Source organism: Paenibacillus agricola (genome assembly GCF_011440305.1).
GTDB lineage: Bacteria > Bacillota > Bacilli > Paenibacillales > NBRC-103111 > Paenibacillus_S > Paenibacillus_S agricola.
Map to the genome: position 1 here is coordinate 26,375 of NZ_JAAOIW010000004.1, position 24,514 is coordinate 50,888.

Annotated in this window: 20 protein-coding genes; 5 read left to right on the forward strand and 15 right to left on the reverse strand. The window is 45.5% G+C overall.

Going from position 1 to position 24,514, the window contains the following annotated elements:
• Positions 1-50: 50 nt before the first annotated feature.
• The 4 genes from G9U52_RS11490 to G9U52_RS11505 form a co-directional block, all read right to left on the reverse strand.
• On the reverse strand, positions 51-521 hold the full coding sequence (locus tag G9U52_RS11490) for a VOC family protein (protein WP_166149593.1): 471 nt from the start codon (positions 519-521) through the stop codon (positions 51-53).
• A gap of 113 nt (positions 522-634) precedes the next feature.
• A complete protein-coding gene (locus tag G9U52_RS11495; protein ID WP_166149595.1) occupies positions 635-1,840 on the reverse strand; it encodes an MFS transporter in 1,206 nt (401 codons plus the stop codon).
• 35 nt (positions 1,841-1,875) lie between these two features.
• The gene (locus tag G9U52_RS11500; RefSeq protein WP_166149597.1) at positions 1,876-3,087 is read right to left on the reverse strand and encodes an MFS transporter; all 1,212 of its coding nucleotides are present in this window, start codon (positions 3,085-3,087) and stop codon (positions 1,876-1,878) included.
• 30 nt (positions 3,088-3,117) lie between these two features.
• A complete protein-coding gene (locus G9U52_RS11505; protein ID WP_166149599.1) occupies positions 3,118-3,354 on the reverse strand; it encodes a helix-hairpin-helix domain-containing protein in 237 nt (78 codons plus the stop codon).
• Between the two features lie 185 nt (positions 3,355-3,539).
• Between G9U52_RS11505 and glsA the strand changes: the two genes are divergently transcribed.
• Positions 3,540-4,484, forward strand: coding sequence for a glutaminase A (glsA, locus tag G9U52_RS11510; protein WP_166149601.1), 945 nt, complete (start codon positions 3,540-3,542; stop codon positions 4,482-4,484).
• Between the two features lie 84 nt (positions 4,485-4,568).
• Here the strand turns inward: glsA and G9U52_RS11515 are convergent, their stop codons facing one another.
• From G9U52_RS11515 to G9U52_RS11545, 7 genes are all read right to left on the reverse strand, one after another.
• Complete coding sequence (locus tag G9U52_RS11515) at positions 4,569-5,468, reverse strand: CheR family methyltransferase (RefSeq protein ID WP_243767292.1); 900 nt, start codon at positions 5,466-5,468, stop codon at positions 4,569-4,571.
• A gap of 9 nt (positions 5,469-5,477) precedes the next feature.
• Positions 5,478-9,158 carry a response regulator gene (locus G9U52_RS11520; RefSeq protein WP_166149603.1) on the reverse strand — a complete coding sequence of 1,227 codons (3,681 nt, stop codon included), beginning with the start codon at positions 9,156-9,158 and terminating at the stop codon, positions 5,478-5,480.
• 138 nt (positions 9,159-9,296) lie between these two features.
• Positions 9,297-10,145 carry a carbohydrate ABC transporter permease gene (locus tag G9U52_RS11525; protein WP_166149605.1) on the reverse strand — a complete coding sequence of 283 codons (849 nt, stop codon included), beginning with the start codon at positions 10,143-10,145 and terminating at the stop codon, positions 9,297-9,299.
• Between the two features lie 52 nt (positions 10,146-10,197).
• On the reverse strand, positions 10,198-11,109 hold the full coding sequence (locus tag G9U52_RS11530) for an ABC transporter permease (RefSeq protein ID WP_243767293.1): 912 nt from the start codon (positions 11,107-11,109) through the stop codon (positions 10,198-10,200).
• 59 nt (positions 11,110-11,168) lie between these two features.
• Positions 11,169-12,257: a Gfo/Idh/MocA family protein gene (locus G9U52_RS11535; RefSeq protein ID WP_166149606.1), complete on the reverse strand. Its 1,089-nt coding sequence runs from the start codon at positions 12,255-12,257 to the stop codon at positions 11,169-11,171.
• A gap of 22 nt (positions 12,258-12,279) precedes the next feature.
• Positions 12,280-13,434, reverse strand: a complete 1,155-nt coding sequence (locus tag G9U52_RS11540) for a Gfo/Idh/MocA family protein (protein WP_166149608.1) — start codon at positions 13,432-13,434, stop codon at positions 12,280-12,282.
• Between the two features lie 94 nt (positions 13,435-13,528).
• Positions 13,529-15,061 (reverse strand): type 2 periplasmic-binding domain-containing protein, encoded by a 1,533-nt coding sequence (locus G9U52_RS11545; protein WP_166149610.1) that lies wholly within the window; start codon positions 15,059-15,061, stop codon positions 13,529-13,531.
• 208 nt (positions 15,062-15,269) lie between these two features.
• Here G9U52_RS11545 and G9U52_RS11550 point away from each other — a divergent pair, with 208 nt between their 5' ends.
• Positions 15,270-16,154, forward strand: coding sequence for an AraC family transcriptional regulator (locus tag G9U52_RS11550; RefSeq protein WP_166149612.1), 885 nt, complete (start codon positions 15,270-15,272; stop codon positions 16,152-16,154).
• Positions 16,155-16,304: 150 nt separating this feature from the next.
• Here the strand turns inward: G9U52_RS11550 and G9U52_RS11555 are convergent, their stop codons facing one another.
• From G9U52_RS11555 to G9U52_RS11565, 3 genes are all read right to left on the reverse strand, one after another.
• Complete coding sequence (locus G9U52_RS11555; protein WP_166149614.1) at positions 16,305-18,071, reverse strand: methyl-accepting chemotaxis protein; 1,767 nt, start codon at positions 18,069-18,071, stop codon at positions 16,305-16,307.
• A gap of 561 nt (positions 18,072-18,632) precedes the next feature.
• Positions 18,633-18,998: a c-type cytochrome gene (locus G9U52_RS11560; RefSeq protein WP_166149616.1), complete on the reverse strand. Its 366-nt coding sequence runs from the start codon at positions 18,996-18,998 to the stop codon at positions 18,633-18,635.
• Positions 18,999-19,012: 14 nt separating this feature from the next.
• Complete coding sequence (locus G9U52_RS11565; RefSeq protein ID WP_166149618.1) at positions 19,013-19,666, reverse strand: response regulator; 654 nt, start codon at positions 19,664-19,666, stop codon at positions 19,013-19,015.
• Between the two features lie 277 nt (positions 19,667-19,943).
• Here G9U52_RS11565 and G9U52_RS11570 point away from each other — a divergent pair, with 277 nt between their 5' ends.
• The gene (locus G9U52_RS11570) at positions 19,944-20,309 is read left to right on the forward strand and encodes a c-type cytochrome (protein WP_166149620.1); all 366 of its coding nucleotides are present in this window, start codon (positions 19,944-19,946) and stop codon (positions 20,307-20,309) included.
• A 195-nt stretch (positions 20,310-20,504) separates the two neighbouring features.
• Here G9U52_RS11570 and G9U52_RS11575 read toward each other — a convergent pair whose 3' ends face one another.
• On the reverse strand, positions 20,505-21,560 hold the full coding sequence (locus G9U52_RS11575; protein ID WP_166149622.1) for a serine hydrolase domain-containing protein: 1,056 nt from the start codon (positions 21,558-21,560) through the stop codon (positions 20,505-20,507).
• Between the two features lie 897 nt (positions 21,561-22,457).
• On the opposite strand from G9U52_RS11575, the gene G9U52_RS11580 reads away from it, so the two are divergent.
• Positions 22,458-22,790: a BlaI/MecI/CopY family transcriptional regulator gene (locus G9U52_RS11580; RefSeq protein WP_375790249.1), complete on the forward strand. Its 333-nt coding sequence runs from the start codon at positions 22,458-22,460 to the stop codon at positions 22,788-22,790.
• Between the two features lie 35 nt (positions 22,791-22,825).
• Complete coding sequence (locus G9U52_RS11585; protein WP_207952929.1) at positions 22,826-24,355, forward strand: M56 family metallopeptidase; 1,530 nt, start codon at positions 22,826-22,828, stop codon at positions 24,353-24,355.
• Positions 24,356-24,514 lie beyond the last annotated feature (159 nt).

Sequence of the window (24,514 nt, forward strand, 5' to 3'; positions counted from 1 at the left end):
TCATAATGGGCGGCAGACACTAGGCTTTCGATTTAAAACGGAATATTTTCCTAGCCCTCATACGCTTGCTTCAAAAGCGCAATATCCAGCTTATCCATTTGCAGCATCGCATTCATCGCCTTTTTCGCTTTCTCTGTGTCCTTGCTATGCAGCAGTTCGCCTAAAATCGTCGGGACGATCTGCCAAGACACACCATATTTATCTGTAAGCCAGCCGCATCTGCTTTTTTCTCCACCAACGGACAGCTTTTCCCAAAGCTCGTCTACTTCCTCCTGTGTCACACAATTAACGTATAGCGAGATAGCAGGTGTAAAGGTAAAATGGGGCCCGCCATTAAACGCCATAAATTGCTGGCCATCAATGCTGAATGTACCTGACATTACCGTTCCTTTTGATCCATTGCCTTCTTCACTGGACCGATTCAAGCTCTCGATCTTTGAGTTTTTAAAAATAGAAACATAAAAATTCATTGCTTCCTCGGCTTTGTCATTGTACCACAGAAATGGAGTAACTTTTCGCATAGGGCTTGGCTCCTTTTACCTGGAATGGATTAGGTTGTTTCGTATTATTCCCAATTGGGTCAAGTAAATAGTACCATATACAAGAAGCCTTGGTTTCTTTCGGATTGCTCGATTTAACCCGAAACCTGCTGCTCCTGTTGTTGCTTTTCGTGCTGCTCGTGAAGTAAGCTGCCATACCCGGAGTTACGGCGTACATATAGCCATAGAAGGAAAACCGCAGCAAAGCAAATAACCGAGCCCGCAACAAAGCCCGAGCGAATCCCAAACCATGCGGCATAAAGGCCACCGATGAGGCCGCCCATAATCCGGCTAAGCGCATTCATAATGAGCGAATTCATCATTTGTCCGCTCGCCTTCAGCTCCTTCTGGACATGCTTGCTTACAAATTCCGCAAGGCATAAGTAAAATAGCATAAAGGTGCCTCCGTGCAGCACCCATGTGAACAGGTACACAGCCGGATTCATTGTTGTGGCGAGCAGCACCCAGCGCACGGCATGAACGATTCCTGAAAACAGTAAAATATTCATAATACCAAAACGCTTGTAGAGCGATTCGAAGAAGATCATAAACGGGAATTGGCTAACCGAGCCGATCGCAATACCAAGCCCAATTAGACCGGTGCTCAAGCCCTGCTCTTTGCTATATACCGCTTGAAAGGTAACAAAAAATCCAAGTGTCGACTCTACTGCAAACGTATACATGTAAATCCTTAATAATGTGGGGTTGGCAAACAGCTGCTTCATGGCGACTTTGCTTTTGCCGCGTTGATGCCCTTCTACTTTGGGAATACCCCATGCTACAAGAAAAGCAGCAAAAATAATGATGGAAAATATCGGGAACATATAATGGATATTCCGATCCAGAAACCAGCCCGCCATCCCTGCCATAATGGCGTACCCTACTGACCCAGCGGTACGTATCCGCGAGAAGGGAAAACCGGATTTGGCAGCCAGCTCCATCGTAATGGTGTCACCTAATGGATTAACTACGCATTGAAACGAATAAAAAATGACCGAGCACACCACAAGCAGCCAAAAGTAGCCATCGGATAACGGCATGAGCCATACCGAGCCCGCTGTCATCAGCAGCGCAAGCAGGAGCAAGCCGTTCTTCGAAGCGGCGCGATCAGCGGCAATTCCCCATAAAGGCTGTAAAAATAGTGCCGTAATTGAACCCACGGTCGTCAGAAAGCCGATCTGGAAATGATCCAAATGAATTTCATTATAATACAAGCCTAGATAATTGCTGAAGACGCCCAGCGCTGCAAAGATCAGTGAATAATACAATGACATATACATATACATCGTCCGGTTGGCCATGGTAGATAAATTCCTCGCTTTTGTGTTTAACTAGTTCAGGAGCTACCCCGACGCATATACCCTATCATCATCATTACGCTAAGTAAAAATGCAGCAATAATCAGGATAAACGGAAGCTTCGGATCCATCGAGTAGGTCCAACCTCCGATTACACCAGCCGGGGAAACAAATATCAATATAATCACAGACAATATTGAAAATACGCTGGCGCGGTTATCGTCGTCAATAGCATTCTGCACAGCTGCCTCCAAGTTCGGGTATACAATAATACTACCTGCCGCCGTCAACACGGTGCTTAAGAGCATCGGAAGGATTTGTCCCGGCGGGGTGAGAATTTGAATGATATAGGCTAGTGCACAAACCAACAGACCTACGATCATATAGCGGTTCATATGATCCCTATTTAGCCGCGGAACAAACAGAAACATAAGCAGCAGTGTTGCAATGGACGTGACCGCAGGGAACCAAGCAATAAAAGCTTCGCTAAAATGAAGCGCTTGCACCATGTAAATAGAAAGATATGTATTGCGCATCGTGAGCTGGAATTGGTAGAGCACATAAACCCCGAAAATAAGCAGCAGCGCGCGGTTCGTAGCTATTGTGACCAGCACTTGCTTATATTCCTGCAAAAGCGGTTTCCATTTGAATGCAGCATTTTCTTTCATTTTTCTGATACCGATCTCTGTCTCATAGGTCGCATGGTGACGTATAAAAAACATCGCTGTCATGCTTAAGAACGCCATCCCGTACATCAATCGCTCCGCAGCTACCAGTGAATAGTGGCTAACCAGCAAGCCTCCAAGCGGCGCAAACAATCCACTGGCTACACTAATAAATTGCAGCGTCGAAAAGATATGGGTCCGCTCCTTTGGTTCCGTATCCTCCACAAGCAAGCAATACCAAGCTGTATTAGGCACCTTTTGAAAGCTATTAACCGCTGCCGCGATCGCAAAAAACCAAAAGCTATGAGCCGTCATCCACAAAATCGTCGCAATGCTCCAGCTAACTAAATCAAATACCAACAAAGCCATCCTTCGTCCCATACGATCCGTTAAATAGCCACTAATCAGGGATGTGAAAATTTGCAGCACAAGCCCGAGCGAAGTAACAAGCCCTATCTCGGTTTCGGACAGACCCAGCTCCAGCATATAAACCGAAGCATAAGTTAAATACAAGCTATAGGGAATAATAAACATCGGTTCATATATTAAACAACCCCGTGCATTACCCTTTACGTTTCCAAACATATGGTTCGCCCCATTTGCGCTAATTCATACTTATGCTTTGTCTGAGAACGAAAGTCCCTTATCGGCAAGGGTGCTACGAATTAGCCTAAGGGCTTTGGGTCCCATGCCATGCAATTGCAGTAGCTCTGCTTCACTAACCTTGGCAAGCTCTTCAACTCTGGAATAACCCGCCCCTGCAAGTGCACGTTGTGCCGGTTTTCCCAACCCATTGGGAAAATTGCTTCCCGGTTTGGATTCAGTAGACTTCGGTTCAGCAGATTTAGCCATCGCTCTTTCTCCTCTCTTATTCCAGTGATTCACTTATTAATGAAATTATACTCCAATTATCTTGCATTTTCACTCCTACTCCATTTTTATATTTCTTCTTTAGGGTTGTCTATGTTTTAATGGAAGGATCGATATAAATATTGTCGAAAAAAGAGAAAAAGTGTATTAACGAGGAGGAACGAAGCATGGTATCCGTTTGGGAGCAATTAGAAAAAAAGATGCCCGCATGGCTCGAAGAAAGTCGTAAACAAGCCCGTTCAGGCAACGTCGCTGCCTATATCCCAGAGCTGGCAAATGCTTCTCAGGAGGCGCTGGGCATCACGATCTATAATGGAAGAACGGACATGATTACAGCCGGAGAGCATGATATGCGGTTTACGCTGCAAAGCATTTCCAAAGTATTTACGTTGCTGCTCGCATTAATGGATCAAGGGGAAGAAGCTGTGTTCAGCAAGGTGGGCATGGAGCCTACCGGAGACAATTTCAATTCGATGCTAAAGCTGGAGCTGGTTGATCCCGGCATTCCCTTTAATCCGCTAATCAATGCGGGAGCGATCACGATATCCTCGCTCATTGCCGGATCGACTCCGGCTGAGAAAACAAGCCGCATCCTGGCCTTTTTCCGCGAGTTGACCGGAGATCCGGCTTTAACCTTGAATGAAGCCGTTTATCGTTCCGAAACGGGCACGGCGCACCGTAACCGTTCCCTCGCCTATTTCCTGAAAGCCAACCGTGTGCTCGGCGATGAGATTGATGTTGAGGAGGTGCTGGAGGTATACTTCAAGCATTGCTCCATTGAGGTTTCCTGCTCGCATCTAGCGAGAATGGCGCTGGTGCTTGCCTTCGACGGCACGGACCCTGTGACCAGACGTAGCCTCATCCCCCGCCGCTACGTGCAAATAGCGAAAACCTTTATGCTGACCTGCGGCATGTATAACGAATCGGGCTCCTTCGCGATCCGCGCAGGCTTACCTGCGAAAAGTGGCGTGGCCGGCGGCATCCTTGCCATCGTGCCCGGCCAGTACGGAATCGGTGTTATCGGTCCTGCCCTGAACACCAAGGGCAACAGTACTGCAGGCGTTCATCTGCTAGAAACCCTCTCCACAGCCTTCGATTGGAGTATTTTTTAATATCTATTCACGCCGTCGTCTCGATCAAATAAGAGCGGCGGCTTCATCACAAATGCCAACTCGTATCACAAAAGCAAACATGTATCATCTTGGCTTGGTCGCTCCTCTTGCTGATATGATTTTACGATATAGCTTTTCATTAGAATCAATAGGCTCATAGCTTTCTTCATAACCGCTGAAATGGATGGATTCCTTATCCCCGAGAACAAGAAACCCAAAGACCGATAAGCTTTCAGCGAACAGGCGATGAGCGCGGTTTTGCAAATTCTTATCGAAATAGATTAACACATTACGGCAAAGAATCACGTTGAATTCATTAAAGGATTGGTCTGTTGCCAAGTTATGCCGAGCAAATACAATGTTTTTCATTAAAGCCGGATTGAATATAACCGCATCATATTGGGCTGTATAATAATCCGAAAAGGATTTGGTTCCTCCGGATTCCAAATAATTATGGGTATAGGCTTTCATGTTGCGCAAGGCAAAAATGCCTGAGCGTGCTTTTTCAAGAGCATACTCATCAATATCGGTAGCATAAATACGCGATTTGTCGTAAAGCCCTTCCTCCTGCAATAATATGGCCATCGATATAACTTCTTCGCCCGTCGAGCAGCCTGCATGCCAAATCCGGATATGTGGGTACGTATGCAGGTAGGGCACCACCTTTTCCCGAAAGGCTTTAAACATCAAGGGGTCGCGGAACATTTCGGTTACATTCACAAATAAATACCTCAGCAATTGCTGCATCCGTTCTGGATCATAAAGCACTTGTTCAATTAGCCCAGATATATGCCGGACGCCTATTGACCGCATGCCATGCCGGATTCGGCGGCGGATGGAATCATAAGCATAGTTGCGAAAATCGTAGCCATACATCCGGTAAATGGCTTCTAGCAGCAGATCGACTTCGATCTTTTCCCGCTCTTCCTCGAATATTGTAGCTGGATGTTCAGCATCCATACCATCGTCCTCTATTATGATCATCGGCCCCCTTTAAATGTAAAGCCATACCTTTAATAAAGATAGCAGCCTCTCGGTGTCAATGGGTTTGCTGATATAGTCGGATGCACCGGCATCGATGCAGCGCTGGCGGTCTTCTTTCATAGCCTTAGCGGTTAAGGCAATAATCGGAATCTTCTCGAATTGCGGCATCTTGCGTATCGCCTTCATTGCTTCGTAGCCATCCATTTCTGGCATCATGATGTCCATCAGGATCAGGTCCACTTCCGGGTTTTGTTCCAGCAAATCAAGAGCCTCCCGGCCATTCTCAGCAAACGTGACCTTCAGGTTATACGATTCCAATACATTCGACAAGGCAAAAATGTTGCGCATATCATCTTCTACCAGAAGGATGCGTTTACCGTCGAGCGCCGCTTCATTACTATACAGCTTTTTCAGCAGGTTGCGGCGTTCCTCTGGTAAATTAGCCTCTACTCGATGGAGGAACAAAGCCGTTTCATCATACAAACGCTCCTGCGATTTTACATTTTTAATAATAATGCTTTCGGCATATTTTTTTAGCTTCATTTCTTCCTTCATATCCAGGTCCTTGCCGGTATATATAATAATCGGAAGCTGCTTTAGCTTTTCCGTCTGCCGGATGCGGTCCAGCAAATCAAAGCCCGATATATCGGATAGCCCCAAATCCATAACCATACAATCAAAGCTTTCAGCTTGAAGCTCTGCGAGCGCATCGCTACCGCTGGAAACCGCAGTGATGGCGACATCGTCATGCCCGATCAGCTCCACCAAGCTATTGCGTAAAACAATATCATCCTCGACGATAAGCAGCCGCTTCAGGTTACGGTTAATAAACGACTCGATACGCGAGAACGCATTATCGATATTTTCTTTGCTGACGGGCTTAATAAGATAAGCCATCGCCCCCATCGTCAGCCCCTGTCGCGATTCATCATTGACAGAAATAATATGGACGGGGATATGGCGTGTTTCCGGGTGCTGCTTGAGCCGTTCGAGTATATACCAGCCATCTAGCACAGGTAGCTGGATATCGAGCATAATCGCGTCCGGTTTATAAGCATGAGCGAGCGCCAGCCCCTTATCGCCCTGTAGGGCAACTAGTCCCTTAAATCCCCGTGACCGGGCGATATCAAGCAAGATCTCGGCAAAATGGATATCATCCTCGATAATGAGCAGCACCTTATCGCCGGACTTTACCTCATCCCGGTCATCCACCATCTCTGACGCTATCAGCAAGCTTGGATCGCTAAGCTCGATATGAGGCACCAGAACATGATCGATCGCCCCCTCATCAGGTACTTTAACCAAGCCCGCGTCGGACGCCGCTATCTCCTGCAGTGCTGTAAGATAGGAGCCTTCCTGCAGCTCGGGCACATAAAGCGTAAACGTGCTGCCTGCGCCCTCTTCGCTTTCAATCTCAATATGTCCGCCAATCAACACCGATAAATCACGGCTAATCGTCAGCCCTAAGCCAGTTCCACCATACTTACGGCTGGTTGTCCCATCGGCCTGCTGAAACGCTTCAAAGATAATATCTTTTTTATCCTTTGGTATTCCGATACCTGTGTCAATAACGGAAAAAGCAATAACGGCGTCCTGTACGGTTTGCAGGCTGCCTGCTGGAAGTAAAGATTTCTCGGAATTAGTTCGAAAAATTCGTAAGGTAACATGGCCCTTGCTAGTAAACTTAAAAGCATTGGTCAACAAATTTTTCAAAATTTGCTGGAGGCGATGCCCATCGGTATAAATCGTGTTGGGCAGTGCTCCTTCTAATATGACGTGAAAATTAATGCCCTTCTTGCCAGCTAACGGCCGGTAACTACGCCCAAGGCTTTCCTTCATATCCTCAAGGAAAACCGGCTCCATCTCGATTTTCATTTGTCCCGCTTCTATTTTGGATAAATCAAGGATTTCATCAATTAGCCGCAGCAAATCGCTGCCCGAGGAATGGATCGTCTTGGCAAACTCCACCTGCTTTGGAGTCAGGTTGGCTTCCTTGTTTTCCTCCAATATTTGAGAGAGGATCAACAGGCTGTTAAGCGGTGTACGTAGCTCATGCGACATATTCGCGAGAAATTCAGACTTATATTGCGAAGCTGAAATCAGATCTCTGGCCTGCTGTCCTAGAAGCGCATTTTGCTGTTCAACCTGTTCATTGATTTCCTCAATTTTGCGCATTTGCGACTCTAATTGGTCGGAACGCAGCTCCAATTCAAGGTTGCTCTGCTCAAGCTCTTCCTGCTGGCGCTGCAAGCGGTCCTCCGAGCGCTTCAAGGAGTCATTGGAGGCCTTCAGCTCGTCCTGCTGTTCCATCATCTCCATAGATTGCGCCTGTAAGGCTTCCGTCTGCTGCTGGAGCTCCTCCGTTTGTGCCTGCAGCTCCTCGGACAAGCTCTGCGACTCCTCAAGCAGTCGTTGAACCTCCATTTGCGCAGCTGCACTATTCATGGCGATCCCAACCGTGCTGCGGATCTGCTCAACTAGCTGGCGTTGTATAGGTGTAAAGACATCCAATGAAGCCAATTCCACAACAGCCAATACCGTGCCTTGGAATTCAATAGGAAAAATCATAATGCTTCTAGGTGACGAGTCCCCTAAAGCTGTCGTTATTTTCATATGCTCCTCAGGTAGCTTATCCAGCATGTAAATCCGTTTATCGACTGCAGATTGACCCACCAAGCCTTCACCAAGCCGTATACTGGACGCTCCTCTCGGGTCTCCAGTGGCTGCAAAGGCTGCTGTCATCTCCAGCTTATTGCCGGACACGGTATAAAAAACGCCGTAAGAAGCATCCAAAAGAAAAGCAATTTTATTAATAAAGGCTTGCGCCAGTTCAGATACTTGGTTAAAGCCCTGAAAAGCGGAGGCGACGTCGGCGATACTGGTTTGTGTCCAATTTTGTTTTTCATGCGTTTCCAATAATTGATTGGTCGCGTCCCCAAGCTCCTTGATTTCGTCTCTGGTTTTGACTTCAATTCTATTGGAGGTCAGGCTTCCCTCGGCAGAAGCAATGCCCGATATCGCTTGCGACACTTGCTTAATGGTTCTGACAATCGATCTGGCAATGATCGACGAAACGACGACCGATAAAACAATAACCAACAGTATGATCAAGTAAAGCCCATATTGGACATCCCTGTTTTTTTGATCAAGCGCCGTTACTCGCATTTCGGTCAGATCTTTTTCAATCTTAAGAAAAGCTTCTATTTGAGTGCGCAGCTGATCCGTAATTTTTTTTCCATTGTAAGTTTTTAATAAAACAAGAATATCCTCTGTTTTATTTTCTTTTTTTAAGCTGATGGTAGGTTCACCATCGGAATGGATCCAAAGCTGGATATTCGCTTTGATTTCTTCGAGCTTTTTTTGCTGGCTTGGATTATCCGTAATCAACTCATAAAGCTTGGTATAATCTTCCTCCCACTTGGCTAATGCTTGGTTATAGGGCTCCAAATAAGCCAAGTCACCCGTAAGCGCATATCCTCGTTTCCCTGTCTCCATATTCAAAACATGCTTGAGCGCCTGGTTAGCTAGATTATGGACCTCCATATCATGGTTCGTAATAAAATCTATCTCTTTTTCCATAGATGAAATTCGGTCATTTAACATAAAGATGGACACGCCTAAACAAACCACGATAATGAAATAACCGAGGGATATTTTGGCACGGATATTAAATTTAGCATTCTTAAACATGCCGCCGCACTTTCCTTTCCAATGAATTTAATAGATACGTTGTCTACGCTATGTTCAACTATATCATATTAGAGCTATTTTCCGTAGTAAACGCCAAAAAAGCCTGGCTATTAGCCAAGCTCCTTCTTTGATCTTGTGTTAGCCTTTAACCGAGCCCATTAAAGCGCCTTTGGCAAAATGCTTTTGCAGGAATGGATAAACGATCATAATCGGGATCGTAGATACGACAATAACGGCCATTTTGACGGATTCCCCATAAAAGGCCACGGACTCACCGCCATCACCCAAACCGCCGGAGGCCAATACGACAATCTGTCTGAGCAATACCTGTACCGGCCACTTGTCCGGTGTATTGATAAACATGATCGCATTGAAATATTGGTTCCAGATGCCTACCGCATAAAACAAGCCAAAAGCGGCAAGTGATGGCAACGAAAGCGGTAGCACAATTCTTAGCAGCACGACAATTTCATGCGCGCCGTCCATTTTGGCGGATTCGATCAGCTCGGTGGGCACACTGGAGAAAAAGTCCCGCAATATGATTAAATAAAAAGCGCTGATCAAGCTGGGAATCATAAGCGCCCATAACGAATCAATCATGTTAAGCTCTTTGACCACAAAATAGGTTGGGATAAGTCCACCTTGAAAAAGCATGGTGAATAAGACGAGCAGCATGATTTTACTTCGGCCGGGAAGCTGCTTATAGGAAAGCGAATAGGCCATCAAAGCCGTCGTAAACAAGCTTAACGCAGTGCCAAGTAAGGTAATGTAGATGGAAACGCCTAAGCTTCTTACAAAGGTTTGGGTTGAGAAAATATAGCGGTATGCGTCTATATTGAAATCGGTTGGCCAGCCTCCGCTGTCCGCCGAGAACGAAGCGATCACGACGTAGACGAAGGGCAGGAAGGTTATAAGACCAACGAACCCGAGAAAGATGTAGTTAATGGCATCAAATATTTTTTCTCCAAAAGTTTGGTTATGCTGCATGGTGCTCTCCACCTATTCTTTCCAACGAGCGCGTATCCTGGGCGCGCGTTGCTTAATATATTCCCTCTTCGCCAAACATCTTGGCAATCTTGTTAGCCATGAGCACCAAAACCAGTCCGACTACCGACTTAAATAATCCGACCGCCGCACTATAGCTAAATTGCCCCTGCTGCAGCCCGACACGATACACATAAGTATCAAACACCTCACCAACCTCACGGTTGACAGCGTTAACCATCAGGAAGATTTGCTCAAAGCCAAGGTCAAGAAAGCTGCCCAGCCTTAAAATAAACAAAATAACAATGACACCACGGATCGCAGGCAGCGTTACATGCCAAAGCTGCTGGAACCGATTAGCGCCATCCATACGTGCCGCCTCATATAATTGCAAATTGACTCCAGCCAGTGCTGCCAGAAAAATAATCGTACCCCAGCCGGCATCCTTCCAAATCATCTGTAGCACAATTAATGGACGGAACCATTCCTCATTCGTCAAAAATTCAATCGGCTGGCGCCCAATCGCAATTAAAAGCTGGTTTATAATGCCTCCCTCGGTCGTCAGCAGCACATAAGAAATACCGGCAATCACGACCCACGAAAGAAAATGCGGAATATAAACGAGCGTCTGTACAAACCGCTTGAATAGCTCCTTGCGAGCCTCATTAAGCAGCAAAGCCAAAATAATCGTTATCGGGAAAAATACGAGCAGACTATACAGCCCGATCACAATCGTATTGCGGAAAAGCGTCCAAAACTCCGACATTCCGAAAAAGCGCTTGAAATGATCCAGCCCCACCCATTCACTTTGCATCAAGCCTACATAGGGCTGGTAATTTTTGAACGCCATAATAACTCCCCATAAGGGGACGTATTTAAAGAGAAAGAAATAAATGACACCGGGAACCATAAATAAGTATAACCAACGGTATTTCCACGTTTCTCTTAAGAGCATTTGTGCCTGCATGATGATGATCACCTCGTTTTGTTTGACTTTCTAAGGCGTTGTCCTTCATTAAGGATTTGTTATATGGGCTCCGCCCAAGGTTGGGCAACGGATACAACGGTCTCGCCTGATTGAACTGCCTGCTCGATCAGCATGCCAATATAATGATCCTGGGATGCTTCGGGCAGTCCATAGAAGCTCGGACCACCAGCCGCATAAGCCGCCATCTTTTTCAAGCAGGCGGCAATTGCGATTTCATCGTCGTAAAGCCTTGCAGGCATAAATGGATTCTCATATACCCAGCGCTCTCCCGCCATAATCCCTTTCAGGAAATAGCCTTCTGCGTTCTCATATTCGCCTTTATTGATCCGCTTTAATTCCAGTTCAATCTGCGTGCAGGCTGGATCCTGGATACGAATCCGGCTATCGAATATTTCGCCGCGCTCTCCTCTTACACTTAAATGGTTGGACCGAGTCCATGATCGATGCTGGTCTTTCGTGAAATCGTAGATACCCAGCTTGCCTCCAAAATCGAGCCAAGCTAAATCCCGCTCCGATTTGATCAATTTATCTTCGGTAGGGGGACCGCTGCGGTTAGGACCGGCCACCCAATCGGATTCAAATCTCATACCTTTAATCTTCACTTGTTCAAAGCGGACACCCAGCATGGTACGGATTAAGCTAACTGCATGGTAAAGCTGGGAGATAGAAACGGTTACTTGATTAATATTTCCCAATTGCCCGGATTGGATCATAGCGGTTCTCGCTTCTTGCACCGGGTGAAATTGGTATTGCTCGGCTACCTGAATCCGTGCTCCCTTGCGGGTCAGCTTATCATGAATCTGCAGCAAGCCTTCCAGATCAGGAGCTGGCGGCGTTTCTGCCAGAACGGGGATTCCCCGTTCCGTTAGCTGCGCCATATAATCGAACGCGGCGGAAGCCTTGACCGAAAGTACCACGAAGTCTGGCCGTTCCTTCGCCAGCAGCTGGTCCAGCTCCCGATAGGTAGCCACATGCCATTGCTCTTCCATCGCTTGCCCCTTGGCTTCGTCACGAACTACCATACCACTCACCCGAAACTGCTCCGGCAAAGCCTGCGCGATTCGCAGAAAATATTGGGCGCGAAAGCCCGCCCCACCAATAATACTGAACGTGACTGGCTTTTGCATGCTACATATCCCCTTTATCCGTTTAATATTTGCCGCCTAATGTAATTTCATTGCTGGCAAATGAGTTGACCGAATTTTTCTTCTCGTAAAAATGCGTAGCATTCGCCATGATGCCTTCTCTGGTGTAAAACAAGCTATCCGGCTTTAAAGGCAATTCAACCTGCTGCCCTGTGCTAGCTGCCATATAAATCGCCGTGATCAGCTCAAGCGTTTTTTTCCCTTCGTTGCCATCAACCAAAACGTCTAAAGAATTATTTTCTATAGCGGACATCACATTATCGATTTGGCCTTGATGCCCACTGTAAGGTACCGAAGGAAGCTCGCTATACAATTGTTCAATTTCCTTTTCCAACTCGACATTTTTGACTGGAAATCCATTTTCTTTGGCAACGGAAGCGGTAACTTTCCATGGAGCCGAGATTCTTGCCTTCTCCCCCTGGAAAATCAGCTGCTGCTCTTCACCATGATGGACGACCGAGCTTGTGATCTGCGCTAGTGAACCATTGGCATAAGATAAAATAGCAATCGATAAGTCCTCAACCTCTGCATTGTCATGTGAAGTGTTGCTCATAATCGCTTGTACCTTAGTTGGCATCCCCATCATCCATTGCAGCATGTCAATATGGTGCACCGCGTGGTTTAACGTGCAGCCTCCGCCTTCCTTCTCCCAAGTACCTCTCCACCAGAGGTCGTAATAGACGTGCCCTCGCCACCAAAATGATTCAACCTGCGCATGAACCACCTTGCCTGTTTTGCCTGAGTCCAGCACCTGCTTCAGCTTCATGATCGGATCACGGAAGCGGTTTTGCCCAACGACCGAAAGTATTTTTTGCGCCTTCTCAGCCGCGGCGATCATCCGGTCACATTCAGCTAATGAAGAGGACATCGGCTTCTCTACCAGCACATGCTTGCCGGCATTCAAGAACTCCACAGACAAATCGGCATGTGTATAGGGAGGGGTGCAAATCGAAACCAAATCGATATCATCCCGCGATGCAAGCTCTGCCGATTCACTGACAATATCACAATCCAGGTTATATTTACTTTTTAAAAGCACGGCCTTTTCCGGAAAAATATCGCATAACGCAACGATTTGGCAACGCTCTGGAAATGAAGTATAGGCATCCAAATGTGCTGCCGAAATACCGCCTGTACCTATAATTGCTACTCTAATCATCCTTAAAACCTCCCATATTTAACTAATCCTACTAGTATAGTTATTGTAGCATAAAAAGGCTTCACCACTATTAATAACGCTTTCTTTCGACTTCTTATTTATTTTGCGTTTTGGCATAGGCTTCTGCATATTCTTTGGCAGTTTGGTCGCCACCTGCGCTCTTGTACTTATCTATTGCCGCTTTCCAGCCGCTTTCATCAATTTTACCCATGATAAATTTCACTTTGGCATCGACCAAAATTTGCATCAGCTCTTGGCCTTTTTGTGCCCAGGTTGCTGAAATCAATACAATCGTTGGATCCATCACCGCATATTTATCGTTATCCTCTTCGAGCTGGATTTGCAGCTTGGTCATAGGATCGAGTACACCCTCAGTCCTGATTTTCGTTACTGGAATCGTTTCAAGTGGGAATTTGTAAGGAAAGCCTACTTCATTATCAAAGGCATCTTGGTTAGTTCTAACCGCTTTTCCGTCCTTGATGTCATAATGCTTGCCTTGAATTCCCCATTCCAGCAAGTCTGCCATCGGTTTATCAGACAGCTTGTCAATAAATCCTAGCAATTGCTTTAAATCCGCTTCGGTTTTAACACTTGATTTCGGGAACATCAATATGCCGTTGGAGCCACGCTCCCCGTTGATCAGCTTGCCCTTGGGCCCTTCCACAATGCTGAAAGCATCAGTTACAGCGTTTGGATTATGGCTTTTAACACGAGTTTCAAAGGTCAATATTTTATTCGTAGCTTCATTAATAACGCCGCTTTTGGCATTTTCGAAATTAGCTTCAAACTTGGGCACATCGATGGAAGCAAAATCCTGGTTGATCAATTTTTCATCATACAGCTTTTTGGAAAACTTTAAAGCTTCCAAATATTCCGCTGTTTCCTCGGATTTAGTGAATTTTCCATCCTTCAGAGCCCATGCATTTGGGGCGCCAAATGTAACACCGAAGTCAGGCCTTAACGAATCATTTTTAATCATCATAGTCAGACCGTACGTATCATTAGCCCCATTTTTATCTGGATCGTTATTAGTAAAGGCTTTAAACACATTGTATAACTCATCTATATTTTTGGGCTGCTGTAAGCCTAAATTCGTCATCCAATCCTTCCGGTACGTAAAGGCGTAACGGGCAAATGGGCGATACCTCGGGATTCCGTAAAGCTTGCCGTCGATCTTCACATTATCATAAACCTGCTGTGACATGGTCGATAAATTTTTATAATCCTTGATGTAGGGACCGACATCCCAGAAAGCACCGTTTTGCGCTGCACTGATCAAATATGATTGGTTTGGTGCTCCACAACTCGCGATAATTTGCGGCAAATCTCCAGAGGCAATCATAACCGGCAGCTTGCTGCAAAAATCATTGCTCGATATTAAATTCATCGACAGCTTCGTATTCGTATATTTCTCTATTTCCTGCTGGGCAGCATTACCGGGCTGTGGAATATCCTTGCCATCAAAATTTAGCGAAATCTTGATTGGAAGAGGCCCCTTGTCTTGGGCAGCATTGCCTGCTGGAGCTGTAGTGGTGTTAGGTGCACTGCTGCACGCGGCTAACAAAGAGGTAGCCATAACTACTGAAGCGGTTACAAATCCGATTTTGTTCAAATAATTGGTTTTCATTTTGAACCTCCCATTGGTATTCGTTCTCTTTAAAGGGCTCTAGTTGTGTACACGCTTTCACTGATAATACTAACATACCACACAATACAGAAGCTGACGATGTGCTAAACCTTGCAACAGTTTACCCTTTTCGCGCATTTTCATTTTTAAAAAAACCTTATATAATGAATGTAAAGATAATCTGCTAGTAAATAAGGGAGCTGCTCACATGCCCTATTCCGACGATTTTGTATTAGGCCGGCTACCGGATGTTCGTATAGCTTTTCAATTGATGGGCTTGCATATTCGCAAGGTTAACGCTAATTGGACCTATCCTTCACATGAGCACCCGATGTATGAGATCCACTGGGTCGTGGCAGGCGAGATGGAAATGGTCGTTGATGGAAAAGTCTATAGCCAGCAGCAAGGGGACATCCTTTTTATTCGCCCAGGCGTTACCCATTCCTGCACGTCGGCGGGCTCCGACGGGTTCACTTATTTTAGTGTACACTTTAGTGTTTTTGACCATGCTTTTTCCAAAGAGCTTGAACATTATGAAACGATGTATTATCCTGCTTCCTCTACGCTGGTTAAGGGGATCATGCCTGCCTTATTGACACTATATAACCTTGCGATAGCCAATCAAAGCACCAAGCTGACGACCTCCAAAAGTATGAAGACCCATTCTGCGGTGTTTGACTTGTTCGGCGCTTTGATCGACCAGCTATCCCAAAGCGACAATGTACTGCCAACAAAAAAGGAAATACTCGCTAACCGTATTGCCGAACAAATTGAGGATTCCGTCCGAAGTATTTTACTTCACGGACCCATACAAGATAACGACCGAACCTGGATGCAGGATATCGCCAAATCCTTAAAAATGAGTACATCCCAGATAAACCGTATATTCCAGCAGGTGTATGGCAAAGCCCCGCGCAAATATTTGTCTGAAATCTTATTAAATGAAGCCAAGCGCCTGTTGCTCCAGACCGATCTTTCCATCGACCATATCGCCATGATGCTTGGCTATCAAACCAGTGCCCATTTTAGCCGGCAGTTTAAACGATGGACGAAAACTACTCCCAGTAGCTATCGGCAAACGATCCAAGCTTAACAAGCTATTTCTATCGGCGGACTTCTTCATGGATATTTTAACCATAATCACAGCTAAAAACAGTTCTATGTACAAAAGAGCCCCCCGCTGAACCAAAAAAAGCTCCGGGGCGATGTTCCCCGGAGTTGTTCTCACTGTAAGACCAGCCTTTTATCTAATAAAAGCAGTTCCCAATTGCTGCGGCTTGCCGTATGGCGGCATTGCCTCATTCAATGCCACTTCTTGCACCTCTTCAAATTTGAACCTGCGAATTTCACTCTTTAGCTCCTCCGCCATATGATTTAAAGCCTCGGCAGATGCCGATATTTCTTCCATAGAAGCAAGCTGCTCCTCGCACACAGCAGCCACACTTTGAGAATGGTCCGATATTCCATTGGACATCCCAACCAATTGCTGCTCCGAAACGACCAACTGGTCTGTTACCACAGAAAGCTCCTCTGTTGCAACAGATACCTTCTGCACTTGGCCAGCGACATTACGAATGGCACTATACACGGTTTCGAATGCTTCTCCAGTACGGTTCATATAATCCGTACCTGTTTGCATTTCCACAGAACCCTTCTTCATAACACCAACAGCTTCGGAGATCGTATCGACCATTTTTTTGATGCCGCTCGCGATTTGCTCCGATGCTTCGCCTGTTTGCTCTGCCAGCTTCTTGACTTCGCTTGCCACTACAGCAAAGCCTCTGCCCTGCTCCCCAGCCCGTGCCGCCTCAATCGATGCATTCAACGATAATAAATTGGTCTGCTGGGCAATCTCTTTAATGAATTGCGTGATCTTGTCTATTTGCTTCGACTGCTCGCCAAGATCATAAATAACGGAGGCTGATTCCTCTATCGTCACATGAATCTGGCGCATTTGGCCGACCGTTTCACCTAACAAGCGGCTCCCCTGTTCCGCCTGCTGCATCGCTTGCTCTGACGACTCAGCAGTTATTGCCGCCGATTGAGCGATCCGTTGTAGGCTAAGTGCACTTTCCTCCATCGCTTGCTTATTCTCCGCCATCTTTACAACCTGAAGGTCTGCCGAACCGGATATTTGCTGAACCGCTTCGGCAATCTGGTTGGAAGCCATTACCGACTGCTCCGACCCTTCGGAAAGCTCTCTGGACACAAAGGCTACCTCTAATGCATTATGGTTAATTTTTTGCAGTAAAAGTCTTAGGTGGTTTTTCATATCATTAAAGGCGCGAGCCATCTCGCCTATTTCATCCTTTTGCTTAATGTCCAAGTCTGCAACTGTCAGATCACCTGCGGCAATCCGCTTCGCTGAGTTAGCGACCTGGATAACTGGACGGGAAATCATTTGTGTAATCAAATAAGCGAGTACCGTACCCAGCAACAAAGCCAATATAACGGAAATAACGATAATACTTTTGATGCTCTCTACCTGGTTAGAGGTTTCTATCTGTGTCATGGCCAGCGCAGAATTTTGATAATTTTCAAGCTCCTCTGCCTTATCCGCCAGCGCGAGCGCCAGAGGTACACATTCCTCTTCGACCAGCCGCGTATAAGCAGCTACATCATTCCTTTTCTTATATTCAGCAATGTTGGCTACAACTATTGTATATTGTTGCTCCAATTGGTTCAGTTTTCCAACCAACTCTTTGCCTTGTTCAGTCAGGACAGTCGGCTGTAGCTGCTGTATAATCGAAGCAAATTGCTTATGGTCATTCTCATAGCTTTCATAATGCTTTTGGTTTCCAGTCAACAGGTAGGCTCTCACATTTTTGGCTTCATTAGCTGCGAAGTACTTTAAATCCTTCACCTGCAAAATTTTCTGCACACGATCATTAATCAACGTTTCGTATGTTTTATTGGTGGTCGTTAGTTCAATCCAGCTAATCACGCCAACGATCAGGGTTAATAGCAGTACAGCAGCAAAACTAAAGGCGAGTTTTTTCTTGATGTTCATGATTTCTTTTCCTCTATTCTATGTATAATAGTAAAAACAAATTCTTTGTGATATCTATGAAATCCCCTCAAATAACTACGAAAACAGCTAAAAATGAGCTATAATACCTAATTATCCACTTGAAACAGTTTCGAAACATTTTTTCACGTTTTTTTGATACTTTTTTATAAATAGTTCTTTTTATCTATGTTTTTGTCAAAATATGTTCAAAAAAATACGTAGTTATACATTAGTGATTCGTATAGAAATATAATTTGGATCACCTAATTAGTACTTTTGTATGAACATGCAAAAAACAACATCTCCTGTTCGGAATGACCGACAGTAAATGTTGCTTTTTCACACCCTCAGATAATGTCCTCTATTAGGTTCATCATCTAGCTTATCCAGCAGAGTCGCCTGCTGCTCCATTCAAAGGCTTATAGCCCGCTTCCAATTTGGACATTATTTACAAAAGTAGAGCCTTTTTTCGTTGCCCTCAACACAAAGAAGACTATCCCGCCTTTATAATAACTTTTGTGGCTTGCACAAGCAGCTAATAGCAACTCGTGTATTCTCGATCTATTTTTTTGTGGATAACCATTCTGCTAAAGATTGAATATCCGCATCCTTCAGCTTATCTTTAAAAGCCGGCATACTACCTCCGCCATGTTGCACCTTATCGGCAATTTGCTCCTTACTGCGCTGGGCTCCCAGCTTTTGCAGGTTTGATCCAATCGTTCCCTCCAGATTAGCACCGTGGCAGGCGATACAATTCGCCTTATATAAAGCTTCGCCATTGGCTTTGCTGCTTCCCTCCGTAAGGTTCGCTGGCTGCTTGGCTTCGGGATTTCCGCTCTCGTCTCCATTATGGCTTGCGCTATTGTACCCACAGGCAGCTAAGCCCAGCATTAATAGCAACCCCACTATTAAAATAATTTTTTTCACGCTTGCTCCTTCTTTTATCCTTTATCTTTTATCCATCCTTTATCGTAAGCATATCTCATCAACTGAACGCGGTTGCCCAAATGAAGCTTATGTAAAATATTTTTTAGGTGGTTTTTAACGGTATGCTCGGAAATGGCAAGGCTACTAGCAATATCGCGGTTGCTGTTTCCTTTAGCTACACATTCCAAAATTTCTTTCTCTCGATGAGTTAATGGAGAATTGTCGGAGTCATCATATTTACCTGTGGAAAACTCCTTAAGCAGCCGCAAGGCTATTTCTCTGGACATGGGAGCCTCATCAATCGCAACAGCACGCAAGTATTCATGCCAGGATATAGGATTCAAATTTTTAAGCAAATAGCCCTGCGCCCCTCTTTTCAAAGCCTCGAATAAATGGGTAATATCGTCAGATACCGTAACCATTACGATTTTCACATAGGGGAATTGCTCTTTAATAATTTTGGTAGCCCCTAAACCATCCAGCTTGGGCATTTTAATATCCATTAAAATCAGGTCAGGCATCCAATACGCTGCCAAGCTGACAGCCTCTTCGCCATTCGTGGCCTCGCAAATAATATCAAATACCGGATCGGTCTCGATGATTTCCCTCATGGCTTGACGTGCCTGTGCATGGTCATCGACCAGCATCAACCGAATCGGTTGAGTCATACGGATCCCTCTTTCCTGCTAACATGACCGCAAGCTTTATCCTTAAATGGAGCTTCCATTGATCTTCTATTTAAGCTGCCAACGGTATTCACTTGTTCATCTAACCATATTTCACTCGAAAATCCTATGACTCGGAAGAGCCATCTCCTTACGTATATAAGGCATTCCTATCACAACTGCCAATTCTTAGAAATGACTCCAAAGTGCTATGGACAATAAGCTCACCCGAATGCTAAATTGATCCTGCAAATCCAGTTAGCAACAGGAGGAATCTACGATGTATAAATGGGTAATGGCTTGGGTTTTGGGCGCTGCCTGTCTGCTGGGCGTCGGCGTTTTGTTCAGCCAAATTAACAATAACCAAAGTGAGGTTCCGCAAGCAGCTGTGGCACCAGCGATCCCCGAAGTCGCCATGAACCCGCAAGCAGCCGAGGCTATTTACAAGCAATCTTGTATAGCCTGTCACGGAACCGATCTCGAAGGCAAAATGGGACCCAATCTGCAAAAGGTTGGCGCTACGCTATCTGATGAACAGCTTTTTAAATTGGTGCAAAACGGAAGGGGAGCCATGCCTGCCTTCAAAAGCACATTAAAAGAAGAAGAAATCAACAACATCGCGAAGTGGCTAGCCGAGAAAAAATAGGCTGTCCATTCATGGACAAGCATGGCTAAACAGGAACACGTATGGATAATTATGTATAAAAACCAACAATCTGTAGCAGGCTGCTAAGAAATTCGCGGTCTGTCACATGCTCATGTCACCAATAAAAGGGCAGCTCCCGAAGGAACTGCCCTTGTTTTATGCTATGTGTTTATGCTATGTATTATTGTTAAATGCTTATTCCTCTAGCATAATCTCTTCGATTTTTTCGTAAAGTGGTTCCAGATCGTCATCACAATTGGAAAGTATAATAATCGTTAGATCGTAGGTCATATTGCGAACCAGAATGCTAGTATAGCCTGCCCAATTGCCATCGTGGTAGACCACCTCTGCCGGCTCTTCAGGATCTTCAATATCCTGCCAATCCAAGCACCAGCCCAAACCGTAATCCACATATTCTTCGTCATTCGTCCATGAACCGGTAAACAAGCTCGCTGTTGTTTCCTCAGAAATAAGCTCATTGGCATATAACGCGCGATCCCATTTAAGCAAATCCTCAATCGTCGAATTCACCGCGCCATCGCCTTGAATGCCATCCAAATAAACGACATAATCGTAGTCTTCTAGATCATCCGGCAGTAAGTAGCCTTCTGCATCCTCGTCATAAACATGGCCATAAGCATAGTCTCTAATCTTCGGGTCCGACAGACGACGGTTACAAATTCTCGTACGGGTCATCCCTAGTGGTGCAAAAATATTGCGTTTCATAAAGTCAGCGAATTTGATTCCGCTTACCTCTTCAACCAAGCAGGCAAGCAGTACATAACCGGTATTGTTATATTCATGCTGATCATTGGGCTCAAATTCCAAATCGGGCTCATGCTCGATCAGCATCTCCAGAACGTCGGGATTCGTTGCAATCTCGGATTCATCCCAATGCTCAGCAAATAAATCCATATAATCGGGCAAACCGCTAGTGTGATGAAGCAGATGGCGGATCGTTATCTCCGCGTAAGGGAATCCAGAAAGATAGGTATCCACCGTTTCGTCAATATCCAGATCTCCCCGTTCTTGAAGGATCATCACTGCCATTGCAGTAAATGTTTTGGAAACGGATGCAATATCAAACATCGTTTGTTCGGTTAAAGGCGTTTCTTCTTCTAACTCGGCAAAGCCGTAGGCCCCAGAAAATACCGTTTCTCCACCTTCAGCGACCAAAATACATCCATTAAATTCGCCATCTTCATACACCTTATCGACAAACTTCTTGATTTGCCTCTGTTTTTTCATCATTTTTCACTCCAATATGGATGTAAGTTGGTTGTTATCCGCGTTTAGTATAATGGGTTTACTGATTAGGGTCAACATATAATTACAATAGTATAATCTTCTGCTTTTGTGCTACTATTTTTAAGTAATCCGCTTTGCAGAATTGCCCTCTATTAAAAAGGAGCCTATCCAACTATGACACTCTTTTACTATATCGCAGCACATCAATCATTGCCAATTGGAGCCTTCGGCCCAAAGGAAATCAGAAAAAATGTATATGAAACGAAGAGGATGCTGCTGGAATTTATGTCAGTGGACCGCTACAGATTCAAGATACATCGCAGCATTTCAGGTATCCCTATGTCTATCAAGTTGACCCTGATGGGGGATCATTTGCTATAAACAATAGCTTATTGGTGCTTTCTCCAATCATGTATAAATGCGCGATAAAATGCATCACAGAGCTTCTGAATTATTTGGATCACAATCTGCAACCAGGCGAAGACATAGAGCTATTCGCTTGTTGGGCTCACGGAAGGGAAAGGTTCTTGGAGCCTCGAAACGCAAATTTGGATCTTGTTCTAGATTTAAATACATTTAAGCTGGGGGAAGAATTTGCGTGGCTGGAACGGCAATATGTGGTAGTGAAAAAATAATCCGTTAAAAATCTGTGTGGATTACGGCAACCCTGCTGCTGCACCGTCTTCAAAGCCAATATCGAATTCTTCACTTTCATCCGGTGTCCATTTTTCCTGGCCTTGGCTTAAGGACACCTTCATTGGGAGGAACAGGATTTAGTAAGCTTGACAAATGTGGATTACATGTGTAATAATCGACTTGTATTACATTTGTAATCCAAATAGGAAAGGAGGTAAAAATTTGAAAACCGTACCTCATATATCCGATGCTGAATGGGAGGTCATGAAGGTCCTCTGGGCTCATTCTCCGTGTACCGCTAATGAAGTGATCGAAGCTATGCAGGATAAGACCGAGTGGAAGCCCAAAACGATTCGCACTTTGTTGAACAGGCTAGTCCAAAAGCAAGCCCTATCCTTCTCGCAAGAGAACCGCATTTACGCGTATTTTCCGATTGTATCTGAAGCGGAATGTGTGAAATCCGAGACCCAATCGTTTCTGAAAAGAATTTATGGCGGAGCGTTTAAACCGCTGCTTGTTAACTTTTTAAAGGATGAGCAGCTATCGGCGGAGGAAATCAAAGAGCTAAAAAATATTCTTGACGACAAATCCAAATAACAGCAGCCCCTTATTCTCATTTAAGAAAGGAAAGGGTGAATGTGAATCGAACCAATGAATTTCTGATGACTCTTTTTGACTGGATCTGGCAGGCATCAGCGATGGCTGCTGTTACGGTTGTGCTGATCCTATTGATTCAGCGTGTCCTTCAACAACGTTTAAAACCAAGATGGCAGTATTTGATGTGGCTGTTAGTGATCATTAGGCTGATGCTTCCCTGGAGTCCAGAGAGCCCATTTAGTATTTATAATTGGCTTTCCTATCCTAGCTCTATGCCTGTAATCGATCCCACTGCCTACTGGGATTCTTCGAAGGAAGCTAGCGTTTCCGAATCAGCCGGAGCTTCTCTATACCGATATTGCTTGTATGTCTGGCTGCTGGGCATTAGTGCTTTCGGAACCTATACGGTTGTGGTCAATCGAAAGTTCGCATTACAAATAACCAAAGAAACGACTCCCATCATGGATACACGGGTACAGCAGTTATTTGCTCATTGTCAAAGGTTAATGTCGGTACACCAACCTATCCAGCTTGTCGTTTCGGACACATTGACTGCACCCACACTTTTTGGATTGGTTAAACCCAAATTGGTGATGCCACAAACCGTCCTGAATGGTTTAAGTGAGGAACAACTCCGTTATGTATTCCTGCACGAGCTGGCACACTGCAAACGCAATGATATCGGGATCAATTGGTTGATGCAGATTTTACTTATTTGTCATTGGTTTAATCCTGTACTTTGGTATGCCTATCAGCGTATGCGTGAGGATCAGGAGATCGCGAGCGACGCCTTGGCGCTTACCTACCTGGATTCGGATGAAAGCCGTAATTATGGATATACCCTTATTCAAATGTTGGAAAACTATGCCCAGCCCATAAATGTGCCCGGCAATATCAATTTAACCGGAAGCAAATTACAGCTACAGAGGAGAATTATGATGATCAAACAATTTAAGTCCAATTCGTATCGATGGTCGTTTGTTGGTTTGGCGGCTATCATTATCATTAGTGGTTGTTCCTTGACCGATGCCCAAGTCATCCCAGCTCCAGCACAAACGTCGAACCTACAAGCCATTGATCAAAAGGCTTTGGTGACTACCGATACTGCTACCGTTGTAACGGATACAGATAAAAAGCCGGAAACGAGCATTGAAACGGGTACAAAGACGGAAGCTACGATGCCCGCCGCTGCAAATGAAGCAGCCGTGGTGGTTACTGCTCCAGAGGAGCAGAAGCCGGCACCGACTGTGATCGAAGCGCCCCGCACGGCTACTCCGTCTGACGAGCGGCGCGAAGCCGTAACACGCGCAGCGCTAAACGATAAGCCGCAACCAGTAGCCGCGGCGCCTAGTGCGGCGCCAGCGCAAAAGCCGCAACAGGCTAGAGCCAGCGCGGCGGCTCCGCAGGAGAGACAGCGGCCGTCGGTCTCGGCGCCTGTCGCTGCGACCGTGCCAGCACCTGCTCCAGCAGCTGCGGACAACAACGTGAGGAAACCCACGCAGGTGATGCCGGAACCGACTGCACAGCCGCAAGAAGCTCCGCAGCCGGTTCCAGTGGAAAGCTAAGCTTTGAAAGCTGTCTAAGCTTGCATGAACAAAAAGAAGGGCTGCCACGTGCGAAGGCCACTGAACAACTAGGGGGATTGACGGAGCAGCTAAAGCTACCTAACAAAAGACGATCATTATTCCAGATTATTAGGGATTGCGATCGTCTTTTCGCTCTTA

Coding starts and splice junctions, on each gene's coding strand:
- G9U52_RS11490 (WP_166149593.1), bottom strand. CDS start 521: ATGCGAAAAGTTACTCCATTTCTGTGGTACAATGACAAAGCCGAGGAA.
- G9U52_RS11495 (WP_166149595.1), bottom strand. CDS start 1,840: ATGGCCAACCGGACGATGTATATGTATATGTCATTGTATTATTCACTG.
- G9U52_RS11500 (WP_166149597.1), bottom strand. CDS start 3,087: ATGTTTGGAAACGTAAAGGGTAATGCACGGGGTTGTTTAATATATGAA.
- G9U52_RS11505 (WP_166149599.1), bottom strand. CDS start 3,354: ATGGCTAAATCTGCTGAACCGAAGTCTACTGAATCCAAACCGGGAAGC.
- glsA (WP_166149601.1), top strand. CDS start 3,540: ATGGTATCCGTTTGGGAGCAATTAGAAAAAAAGATGCCCGCATGGCTC.
- G9U52_RS11515 (WP_243767292.1), bottom strand. CDS start 5,468: ATGATCATAATAGAGGACGATGGTATGGATGCTGAACATCCAGCTACA.
- G9U52_RS11520 (WP_166149603.1), bottom strand. CDS start 9,158: ATGTTTAAGAATGCTAAATTTAATATCCGTGCCAAAATATCCCTCGGT.
- G9U52_RS11525 (WP_166149605.1), bottom strand. CDS start 10,145: ATGCAGCATAACCAAACTTTTGGAGAAAAAATATTTGATGCCATTAAC.
- G9U52_RS11530 (WP_243767293.1), bottom strand. CDS start 11,109: ATGCAGGCACAAATGCTCTTAAGAGAAACGTGGAAATACCGTTGGTTA.
- G9U52_RS11535 (WP_166149606.1), bottom strand. CDS start 12,257: ATGCAAAAGCCAGTCACGTTCAGTATTATTGGTGGGGCGGGCTTTCGC.
- G9U52_RS11540 (WP_166149608.1), bottom strand. CDS start 13,434: ATGATTAGAGTAGCAATTATAGGTACAGGCGGTATTTCGGCAGCACAT.
- G9U52_RS11545 (WP_166149610.1), bottom strand. CDS start 15,061: ATGAAAACCAATTATTTGAACAAAATCGGATTTGTAACCGCTTCAGTA.
- G9U52_RS11550 (WP_166149612.1), top strand. CDS start 15,270: ATGCCCTATTCCGACGATTTTGTATTAGGCCGGCTACCGGATGTTCGT.
- G9U52_RS11555 (WP_166149614.1), bottom strand. CDS start 18,071: ATGAACATCAAGAAAAAACTCGCCTTTAGTTTTGCTGCTGTACTGCTA.
- G9U52_RS11565 (WP_166149618.1), bottom strand. CDS start 19,666: ATGACTCAACCGATTCGGTTGATGCTGGTCGATGACCATGCACAGGCA.
- G9U52_RS11570 (WP_166149620.1), top strand. CDS start 19,944: ATGTATAAATGGGTAATGGCTTGGGTTTTGGGCGCTGCCTGTCTGCTG.
- G9U52_RS11575 (WP_166149622.1), bottom strand. CDS start 21,560: ATGATGAAAAAACAGAGGCAAATCAAGAAGTTTGTCGATAAGGTGTAT.
- G9U52_RS11580 (WP_375790249.1), top strand. CDS start 22,458: ATGAAGGTCCTCTGGGCTCATTCTCCGTGTACCGCTAATGAAGTGATC.